Raw genomic sequence first — 10,221 nt, 5'->3', positions numbered from 1 at the left:
CAAAGCATCACCTGTTGAGGCAACATAACCAACAATTCCGCGATTTGAAGGAATCCTTATTTCCATCATGGTTTCCCCATCTGCTGCTGCGACCTTTGTCCACAGTTCGTTCATTTCTTTGCGATGCAAGAATAACGTGCTGCGGTCAGCTTGCATAAGAATTCGTGCTTGTTCCATCACAATTTGCAAAGTTGCCTCCAAATCCAAACTTTGCCCTAATGTTTGAGTTGCACGCAGTAGTGCTGTTGCACCACGTTGGTTACGTGCGGCAACATAAAACGACTGACAACTTTCTAAAATTATTCCAATTGATTCGGCAAAATCACGAAATCGTCGTTCATCCTCTTGGTCAAACGGAGTATCACCTGTTTTATTAGCAAGTTGTACAACCGCAACAGTCTGATTTTTGCTGCTAATTACGGGCATACACAAAATATTATGTATCTTGTAACCCATTTGCTTTTCGAGTTCTGGACTGAATAGCGGGTGAGTTGAGGTTTCAGAAATATTTAAACATTTGCCTGTACTAGCTACGTGTCCGGGAATACCAACGGTAATCGGTGTACGAATTTCTAAAGGTTTATGGACATTTTCCTGTACAATCTTTGTCCATAGCTGACCTTTATCGTAGTCAACTAAAAATATGGTAGTATGCTGTGCTTGAAGGATTTGACCAATTTTGAGTGTTATTGCTTCTAAAACCCTTTCTAGCATTGTTTCTAATGCTTCGTTGTTTATTAACTCTATGGCACGCAGAAATTGTTGAAATTCGGCGGTAATAAAGTCAAGCAAGCAAACGAATTCGGTGACAGACAGGTCTTTAACGCGACGTAAAAGAGCATGGGTACGGTTAACCTGTGTCAATTCAGTTAAAGTAGCCAAGACGCTACCGGGACTTGGAAGTGTCATGGGAGTTAAAATTTTGTATTTTTTTAAATAATCAGGTTAAGTATTAGATGTTTCTTGATTTATTGCAATATATACCTATATACATCAGTTGATTAATTAATTTTATTAATTTTATGACGTTTATTACTTTTCATAATTAGAATATACCTCCACGGTTATACATATTTATAGTAAAACTACTTTGATATGCAGATAGACACAGATGGACTTTTGTGAATGCTTCCATCTGTGTTTTTTTATATCTATATTGTACGTGCGTATACGCGACTTCAGCTTACAATACCTCATTTAGTTTTTATACTCAATAGGTTGCATAATCTGCAACTAGGTATTGTGCTTCTGTTTAAGCTGCAATTGGCGAAGCTGAATAAGCTACTTTACGGTAGTAAGCTTGTAACTGGCGTGTTGCTGCTGCCCATCCCCATTTTTCGGCTTCACTGCGAGCGTTGTGACGAATAGTCTCGCGTTCTTGTTTCTCTTCGAGTAGTCGAATTGTTGCTGCAATGGCGCCTGTATCTCCGGTTGCAGGGTCAAATAAATAACCATTAACTCCATCAGTAACAATATCAGGAATACCCCCAGAACGTGCAGCCACAACAGGACAACCTGCTGCCATCGCTTCGAGTAGCACAAGTCCCAGAGTCTCAGTGCGAGATGGAAAAATAAACGCATCGGCACTAGCGAACGCATTCGCTAATTCCACCCCTGTTAAATAACCCACAAAAAATGTATTAGTGCCAGCAAAATGTTTTTCTAAAGCTTGACGGTGTGGTCCATCTCCAACCAATGCCAACCGCGCATCCGGAACTGCTTCTAATATTGGTTTAATTCGCTCGATTTCTTTTTCTGCCGATAGGCGCCCGACATAAAGTAATAAAGGACTATTCTTCGAGTTTTGCGATAAATGCGCGCGCATCTGTTCTGTTGCCCGACTTGGATGAAATGTCTCCGTATCCACACCGCGTTGCCACAAATCAACTCGCTCAATACCGTGTCCAGTCAGTTCATTACACATCGCTGTTGAAGTACACAAATTTAAAGCCGCTTGGTTATGTGCTACTTTTAACAATTCCCACAGCAACCCCTCAAGCATTCCCAAACCATAGTGTTGAAGGTATTGTGGTAGATGGGTATGGTAAGAAGCTATAAGTGGAATGTCATTAATTTTGCTATGAAATATACCAGATACACCTAAAACGGCTGGATTGACAACGTGAATTATATCAGGTCGAAAATTATCAACAGCTTCACCAATGGCAGGACGCGGCAATGCCATTTTGAGTTCGGGATACAAAGGTAGGGGAAAACCGGAGACACCGTAAATCTTAGCTCCTTTATATTCGGTCATTCCACCTTCAGGACAAACAACCAATACTTGGTCACCATTACGTTGCAGATGGTCAACGGTGTGACTTAAGCGCGTTACAATTCCATCGACCTTGGGCAAAAAGGTTTCCGTGAACAAGGCTATTTTCATAAATCAGTCGTTTGTCGTCAATGTTTTGAATATTAGGCGCCAGTTTTAGACAAGACTTGAAATTTTCTCTGTGTTCTCTGCGCCTAATAAGGTAAATATAATTACCACAAAAACACAGAGTCAACAGAGAAAAAAACGAATTAAAAGCGGGAAAAAGTAAAGTTGTAGGCTTTACCGCTTGCCCAGTTCTACTATCTATGCCACTTAACCTTCGGTAAAATCTCGTTTTTGTCAACGCGGTTTTGATACTTGACGGCAAAATTTAATAGCGAATCAAGTAATGAATCCGAGAGGTAGTGTGGTTGCAGCCCCAAATCTAGAAGTTTAGTATTGATGGCGTTGAAGTAGTGTTCTTCTTTTTCAATCCGAGGATTTTCTAGATTGTTAATTTCTACATTCAAACCAACTGCATTACCAGCTTTTTTCACCATCATCGCCAAGTCACCGACGCTAAATAGTTCAGTAAATTGGTTAAATACGCGAAATTCTCCTTGCGACGCAGGATTTGCGATAGCGATTTCGATACATCGCACTGTGTCGCGAATATCTAAAAAGCCGCGCGTTTGTCCTCCTTTACCGTAAACAGTTAGGGGATGTCCAATCGCTGCTTGAATACAGAAACGATTTAATGCTGTACCAAACACGCCGTCATAATCAAGACGGTTGATTAACATTTCGTCCATTCCCGTTTCTTCGGTAAGAACACCGTATACCACCCCTTGGTTAAGGTCAGTTGCACGCAATCCCCAAATTCGGCAGGCAAAGTGAATGTTGTGGCTGTCGTGAACTTTACTAAGGTGGTACATCGAACCAGGCTGTTTTGGATAAGGCAGGGTATCTTTACGCCCATTGTGTTCGATAGTGATGTAGCCTTCCTCAATATCGATATTCGGCGTACCGTATTCACCCATCGTCCCTAACTTAACCAAATGGCAGTCGGGGAAGTCTTCTTTCATTGCGTAAAGCAAATTCAAAGTACCAACTACGTTATTGACCTGCGTCACCACAGCATGTTCGCGGTCAATCATCGAAAACGGCGCCGAACGCTGTTCTCCAAAATGCACAATTGCAGTTGGTTCAAACGTATGCAGCGCCTTCTTCAAGAAATCGTAGTTAGTAATATCGCCAATAAAGAGGTCGATACTTTTACCTGTCAAATCTTTCCAGCGCTGGAGGCGTTGCTGAATCGAGGCGATAGGCGTAAGCGTTTCTACACCCAACTCGTTATCCCAGTGCCGTCGCACCAAGCTATCTAATATCGCAACTTCATAACCTCGATTAGAGAGATATAGAGCGGTTGCCCAACCGCAATAACCATCACCGCCAATAACCAGGACTTTCATTTTCACCAGTTTTTACTCGCTGATAGCTTAATCTATCACCCTTTGTGTCCCCTCTAAACCACTAATCTATAAGATTGGGCGAAGTCGAAAGTTAAATGTTACGTCAATTGTAAACAAATATTACAAAAATGCCGTCAAAACGTTTTTGGATATTGACAAGGAATGAGGCAAGCGATAAGTTAAGATACATACCCGGGTAAAGACCGTTAACAAGTCATATGCAAGCTAAACAAAAGGTTACGCTATATCTATCGCCAGATTTACATCGGAGGTTGAAAATACGTTCCGCTGTTGATTCTGAGCCGATGTCCGAACTCGCGGAGAGAGCGTTAGTTTTCTACCTAAAAAATTCGGAATTAGTCGAGGAGGTTGAATCCTCATATGGAAGGACGCATCGAGTATACTCATGTCCAAATTGCGACAGTTCTCTAGTACTACGTGATGGTGAATTGGTGTCATTAGGAGGTCAACCAGGGATTATCGAGCATATGACAATTGAAGAACTCGAAGTTTCCGAGTCAGGTTCTTCTAAGGGAGAAGAGTTAGTTCCTTGTTTAAAGTAGTGACTTTTTCTTAAATTGCGCGTTTGTTATCCGCTCCTGACATTGAATTTACGATCGTAGCGGTCTATTTAAGGTCTCAATCCAGGTCTCAAGAAGGTCGATGTATGAAAGAAGAGCTCAACATTCTCATTCAGGCTCAATACCCCCTAATCTATCTTGTGACCTCAGAGGAAGAGCGGGCAGAGCTAGCAATTTCTGCAATTGCCCAGTCCTCGAAGCCGCAACGGCGGGTATATGTTTGGACAGTGACTCACGGAATCGTCGAGTACGGTCAGCCAAGAAACGTCACCCAGCACAATACCGTTTCACCCGAAGCGGCAATTGAATGGATTATTAGACAGAAAGAACCAGCTATATTTATACTTAAAGATTTACATCCATTTATTGATGCACCTGCGACCACCAGGTCTTTGCGTGATGCGATAGCATCCTTCAAAGGTACTAATAAAAATATAATTTTAATGTCGCCGATGCAGCAAGTGCCCATTGAGTTGGAGAAAGAAGTAGTTGTTCTTGACTTCCAACTCCCCGACATGGGTGAATTAAATAAAGTTTTAACATATCATATAGATCAAAATCGCGGTCGCCGTTTGACGACTGAAGCAAGAGAAAAGCTTTTACGAGCAGCTTTAGGTTTAACAAAAGACGAAGCTGAAAAAGTCTACCGTAAGGCACAGGTAACTACAGGGCGCCTGACGGAAGATGAAGTAGACATAGTATTATCTGAGAAGAAACAATTAATCCGACGCAATGGTATATTGGAATACATAGAGGAAGATGAAACCATTGACGCGGTAGGCGGATTAGAAGAACTGAAGAAGTGGTTAACACAGCGCTCAAATGCTTTCACAGAGAGAGCAAGAGAGTATGGATTGCCTCAGCCAAAAGGAATGTTGATATTAGGTGTTCCAGGGTGCGGTAAATCACTAATAGCCAAAACAACTTCTCGGTTATGGGGTCTGCCACTGTTACGCTTAGATATGGGAAGGGTGTATGATGGTTCAATGGTTGGTCGTTCAGAAGCCAACTTACGGAACGCATTAAAAACAGCTGAGTCGATATCTCCAGCGATACTATTTATCGACGAGTTGGATAAATCCTTTGCCGGCAGTTCCGGTTCTGGTGACTCCGACGGTGGTACATCCAGTCGAATCTTCGGTTCGTTCTTAACTTGGATGCAAGAGAAAAAATCTCCGGTATTTGTAATGGCAACAGCGAACCGCGTAGAAAGGTTGCCTGGAGAATTCTTGCGGAAAGGTCGCTTCGATGAAATATTCTTCGTAGATTTACCTACACCAGAAGAACGCCAAGAAATTTACAGAATTCACCTAACGAAACGCCGGACAGACATTTCCCGCTTCGACTTGCAACAGTTGTCGAAGATGTCCGATGGATTCTCTGGGGCAGAAATTGAACAAGCGTTAGTTGCAGCAATGTATGAAGCATTTGCTCAAGACCGCGAGTTCACACAATTAGATATTATTGCTGCACTAAAAGCGACATTGCCATTGTCTCGAACGATGCAAGAGCAGGTAACAGCCCTGCGAGACTGGGCAAGACAGCGCGCGCGTCCCGCAGCGTCCTCCGTAGCTGAATATCAGCGAATGGAGTTCTAAAAAGCTTTCCTCTGCTACCACAGGGGGAAAGGCTAGTCTCAAAGCTAGCGCCGAATGAAAAAAGCCGCAACTTAATACATTTAAGGTGCGACTTAGATAGAAACGTCCACGCATTCTCTATCTTCTCTTTGGAGGAAACCCAAATGTCTCATTTTAGCACTCTCCGCACCAAAATCACCGACGCAGAAATCCTCAAAGCATCACTGCGTGACCTAGGTATTTCCGTGAAAACCGAAGCAGATGTTCGTGGTTACAACGGTCAGCGCGTTCGCTCTGATATCGTTGCTGTTCTCGAAGGCGAATATGACTTAGGTTGGTCACGCAACAGCGACGGTTCCTTCGACTTGATTGCAGACCTTTGGGGCGTTGCTAAGAAGCACAACCAAACCGAATTAATCAACTCGATTAACCAAAAATACGCTGTAAACAAAACATTGTCAGAAGTTAAGCAACGCGGCTTACAAAACGCTAACGTTAAGTTGGTATTACAATAAGCATTTCTGCGCGTTCCCAAAGCTATACGGGTTAGCCTACACAGGTAGCAGTTAGCCCGCTTTTTTAAAAGGACTAGGAGGCATTTACTCCTAGTCCATATTTTTTTGCGTTCATAAACTTAATTTAGCATTTCTTAACAGTTAATCAAGTTGTCTAGGCTGCACTTACAAAAAATATAATTGTTCATCTTGTCTTGTGGAGCATATTGTGGAGCGGGCATCCCTGCCATTGGTGTCAAGTTAAGGTTGGCGCCCATACGTCAACGATAGGTTTTGTGATGAACGAGGTATAAACATGAACTTTTTGCAAAATTTTATACTTAAGCTGCAAGCGATGCAGATAAAAAAAGTACTAATAGCCGCTCTTCAAGTTCATTTTTTGTTCCTTTCAAACGCAAATTTTAAGCATAAATCCTTATTGACGTAGTAGGTTTTAGCTTAACTTGACGCTAATGGCATCCCTGCCCGCCTAACAAAATTTTGAATTAAGAGACGGGCAAGGATGCCCATCCCACAAGATGCGACTTAAATATTTACTGTTTTTCTCAGAAGGGGTAACTTTTTAAGCAAAAGCACAATTAATAACGAACCAAGCACCAACAACAAACTATAAATAACATTTAACACCAAACTGTTGGATAAAATTAAGCCACGAAAATATGGAATAGTTACGGCGCCTACAAATTCTACGATTACGAAAATAATGTCAGTATCACTTGGCGCCAATCACAACTTCAGCTTTTTCAACAGGAAACTGAACCTCGGTAACATAAGAATCATTATCTTGTTCGCCACCACCTACTATGTAAACCTCACGATTGGCGCCAATAACGCTATACCCATTTGCCTCAATCCAAGCAAGTACATGTTTTGCATGTGGTTGTAGGCGCATACTAGCGGGATACTTGGCATATTGCTTTTTATGGCATACAACAGTATGAGAAGAAATCGGTACTAAAAAATACTGATTTAAAAACATGTTACGTGTTAGTACGTAAAAAAAACTCAATGTCTTTACATCAACAGGAACAGTCTAAGGGTATTAACTTATTTACAGCCATATGTATAGTTGTAGCTAACATGATTGGCATCGGTGTATTTACTAGCTTGGGCTTTCAATTAGAAGGTATTAAGTCAGGTTTTGCTCTTCTACTCTTATGGGTAGTAGGTGGAGTTTTTGCGATTTGCGGCGCCTTAGCTTATGGAGAACTTGGAGCAGCAATGCCACGGTCGGGAGGTGAGTATTATTACTTATCTCGAATTTATCATCCAATGGTTGGCTTTTTGTCGGGATGGATATCGGTGACGGTGGGTTTTGCCGCACCAATAGCTGCTGCGGGTATGGCATTAGGAGCATATTTCACTAGTGTATTTCCACAGGCGCCTGCAAAACTAATCGGGTTGATGGTTGTGATTGGTGTATCGTTGATTCATACTAGCACAATCAAATTTGGTAGTTATTTTCAGCAGGTATTCACGATTCTCAAGGTTCTGTTGATTGTGGTAGTAATTGGGTGTGGTTTATTTTTCACCCAACCTCAAGAACTTACATTTTTACCATCTGGTACAGACTTCAACGTGATATTCAGTTCTCCGTTTGCGATATCTCTTGTTTATGTAACTTACTCATATTCAGGATGGAATGCTGCGGTATATTTAGCCAGCGAAGTTGAAAAACCAGAAAAGAACTTACCTCGCTCTTTAATCATTGGAACCCTGATTGTTATGGGGTTATACCTGCTGCTCAATTTGACCTTCCTCCGTACCACACCAATTAGTCAACTAGCGGGGCAATTAGAAGTCGGTTACATTGCAGCAACTCAAATTTTTGGCTCATCCGGAGCTAAACTAATGGGATTGTTCATTTCCTTTGGTCTCATTTCTTCGATTAGTTCGATGGTTTTGGCAGGACCGAGAGTAACCCAAATCATTGGAGAAGATATTCCTGTATTTAAAATACTTGCGAAGAAGAGTTCTCACGGAACACCTTTTTACGCAATTCTTCTACAACTCTCTATTGTGATTATTTTACTTATTACTTCTAGCTTTGAAGCAGTAATTACATATCTTGGTTTTACTTTAAATTTGTCGTCATTGATCACAGTTTTAGGAGTTTTTGTATACAGGTTGAGATATCCCGACGCACCTCGTCCCTATCTAACTTGGGGTTATCCCATTACACCAATCATCTTTTTGGCTATTAATTTATGGATACTTGTATTCATTCTCATGAATAAACCTGTTGAGTCACTAGCGGGTATTGGCACATTGTTTATTGGCGCCATTGTATATTTACTAGTTGCGAGAAAGCAACTCAAAGCATCTTAACTAACTTACAACTATGAAGAATAAAAAATACTATTCATTATTTCCTACTTGTATAACTTTAACTGCTTTACTTTTTTGCTCAACTTCCTGTCAAAGTGCAAATAATAATGAAGCACGCAAATCTGAAGAGCAAGTAGCTGGCACAGATAAGCCTAAACAAAGTGTTAAGGGTGACAAAGTTAAATCAGAGCTTTTAACAGATACAGCAAGAACTTTAGCAGGAATCAATGTAGATGCAAATAGTAAACTAGCAGCATTACAAAAAGGTAATAACTGGCAAAATCATCAAAAATTTTACGAAGCGTCTTGGTCAAAATTAGATGCACAGCAACTAACAAAAGTTAGAGATTGGACGGCAAAAGAACTACAAGATGTGAATGCAAGTTCTCCGACAATTTTATATCCTTTTAGTGGTCCCGATTTTTTATACTCATATTCTCTGTTTCCCAAAGCCAAACAATTTGTACTAGCTGGCTTAGAACCAGTGGGTAATGTTCCTGATTTTAGCAGCTTGAGTGAGAGTCAGCAGAATATGAAGCTACAGGAAGCAAGAAGCTCGCTATATGCAATTCTACAGTTTAGCTTCTTCCGTACTAACGATATGAAGGTAGACTTGCAAAAACAAGGAGTGCTACCAATTTTGTACGTTTTTCTCGCGCGTACCAAAAATCGTATCCTGAATGTCCAATATGTAGGATTAGATAAAGAGGGTAAAGTACAACAATTTGAAAAGGGAATGGTATCTGGAGTAAAAATTGCCTTTGTACCTGAAGGAGAATCTGAAGCTCGTAACCTATATTACTTTTCAACGGATTTATCGAACGATGGATTAAAAAAACGACCGGAGTTTGTCAAATTTGCCAACCAATTAAATAATAAAGTTACCTATCTCAAAGCTGCATCATATTTGATGCACAATGAAAGCTTTTCAGAAATAAGAAACTTGATATTAGCAAGCAGCAATTACTTGCTCCAAGATGACTCAGGAATGCCACTCAAATCATTTGCTTCATCGCAATGGGACTTAAAATTTTATGGTTCTTACACTCGTCCCATTGGTTTATTCAGTAATAGCTACCAAGCTGACTTAAGAAAAGTCTATCAATCTAATAAAAGCATCGAACCTTTGAATTTTGGCATTGGCTATAAATTTGGTGTCAATGAATCAAATTTAATGTTAGCCGCAGCAAAAAAGATTGCTAATAGATAGTTTAATAATCCCCCCTAGCCCCCCTTGATAAGGGGGGAAAGAGGGTTTAATGCTCCCATTATTAAGGGGCAAAAGAGAATTTAAAGCTCCCCTTATTAAGGGAGAAAAGACGATTAAAAGCCCTCCTTATTAAGGGGGGTTGGGGGGATTAAATTCTTAACCTAATACTCAATCATCCAAAAATCAAAAGCAGGATGTTGTCCGCCAATTGCTTGCTGGACAACATTTTTACTAATTTTTAAACCGTTCTGACTATTAGTTAACATCACAATTCCGGCGCC

At 40.8% G+C, this 10,221-nt stretch carries 9 protein-coding genes; 5 read left to right on the top strand and 4 right to left on the bottom strand.

What is annotated here, in order from left to right; genetic code table 11:
* The 3 genes from AC2JBO_RS38375 to AC2JBO_RS38365 all read right to left on the bottom strand — a co-directional run.
* Positions 1 to 909 (bottom strand): GAF domain-containing protein (locus tag AC2JBO_RS38375; protein ID WP_496958886.1); only part of this gene is annotated, 909 nt, incomplete at its 3' end.
* Between the two features lie 343 nt (positions 910 to 1,252).
* Positions 1,253 to 2,386 carry a glycosyltransferase family 4 protein gene (locus AC2JBO_RS38370; RefSeq protein WP_496958885.1) on the bottom strand — a complete coding sequence of 378 codons (1,134 nt, stop codon included), beginning with the start codon at positions 2,384 to 2,386 and terminating at the stop codon, positions 1,253 to 1,255.
* A gap of 191 nt (positions 2,387 to 2,577) precedes the next feature.
* Positions 2,578 to 3,729 carry an NAD-dependent epimerase/dehydratase family protein gene (locus AC2JBO_RS38365; protein ID WP_496958884.1) on the bottom strand — a complete coding sequence of 384 codons (1,152 nt, stop codon included), beginning with the start codon at positions 3,727 to 3,729 and terminating at the stop codon, positions 2,578 to 2,580.
* Between the two features lie 218 nt (positions 3,730 to 3,947).
* On the opposite strand from AC2JBO_RS38365, the gene AC2JBO_RS38360 reads away from it, so the two are divergent.
* From AC2JBO_RS38360 to AC2JBO_RS38350, 3 genes are all read left to right on the top strand, one after another.
* A complete protein-coding gene (locus AC2JBO_RS38360) occupies positions 3,948 to 4,292 on the top strand; it encodes a slr0373 family blue light stress response protein (protein WP_496958883.1) in 345 nt (114 codons plus the stop codon).
* A gap of 104 nt (positions 4,293 to 4,396) precedes the next feature.
* Positions 4,397 to 5,908 (top strand): stress-responsive protein Ycf46, encoded by a 1,512-nt coding sequence (gene ycf46, locus AC2JBO_RS38355; RefSeq protein WP_496958882.1) that lies wholly within the window; start codon positions 4,397 to 4,399, stop codon positions 5,906 to 5,908.
* A 143-nt stretch (positions 5,909 to 6,051) separates the two neighbouring features.
* Positions 6,052 to 6,402 (top strand): DUF1257 domain-containing protein, encoded by a 351-nt coding sequence (locus AC2JBO_RS38350; RefSeq protein WP_019494768.1) that lies wholly within the window; start codon positions 6,052 to 6,054, stop codon positions 6,400 to 6,402.
* 712 nt (positions 6,403 to 7,114) lie between these two features.
* On the opposite strand, the gene AC2JBO_RS38345 is transcribed toward AC2JBO_RS38350, so the two are convergent.
* Entirely contained in the window at positions 7,115 to 7,294 is a 180-nt protein-coding gene (locus AC2JBO_RS38345; RefSeq protein ID WP_496958881.1) for a GyrI-like domain-containing protein, read from the bottom strand.
* A gap of 116 nt (positions 7,295 to 7,410) precedes the next feature.
* Between AC2JBO_RS38345 and AC2JBO_RS38340 the strand changes: the two genes are divergently transcribed.
* Entirely contained in the window at positions 7,411 to 8,730 is a 1,320-nt protein-coding gene (locus tag AC2JBO_RS38340; protein WP_496958880.1) for an APC family permease, read from the top strand.
* Between the two features lie 13 nt (positions 8,731 to 8,743).
* Positions 8,744 to 9,940, top strand: coding sequence for a hypothetical protein (locus AC2JBO_RS38335; protein ID WP_496958879.1), 1,197 nt, complete (start codon positions 8,744 to 8,746; stop codon positions 9,938 to 9,940).
* Positions 9,941 to 10,221 lie beyond the last annotated feature (281 nt).

The organism is Calothrix sp. CBUCES-K 9914, from assembly GCF_059640475.1.
The sequence above is the reverse complement of the archived record's forward strand: the minus strand, read 5'-3'. Positions and strand labels throughout refer to the sequence as shown.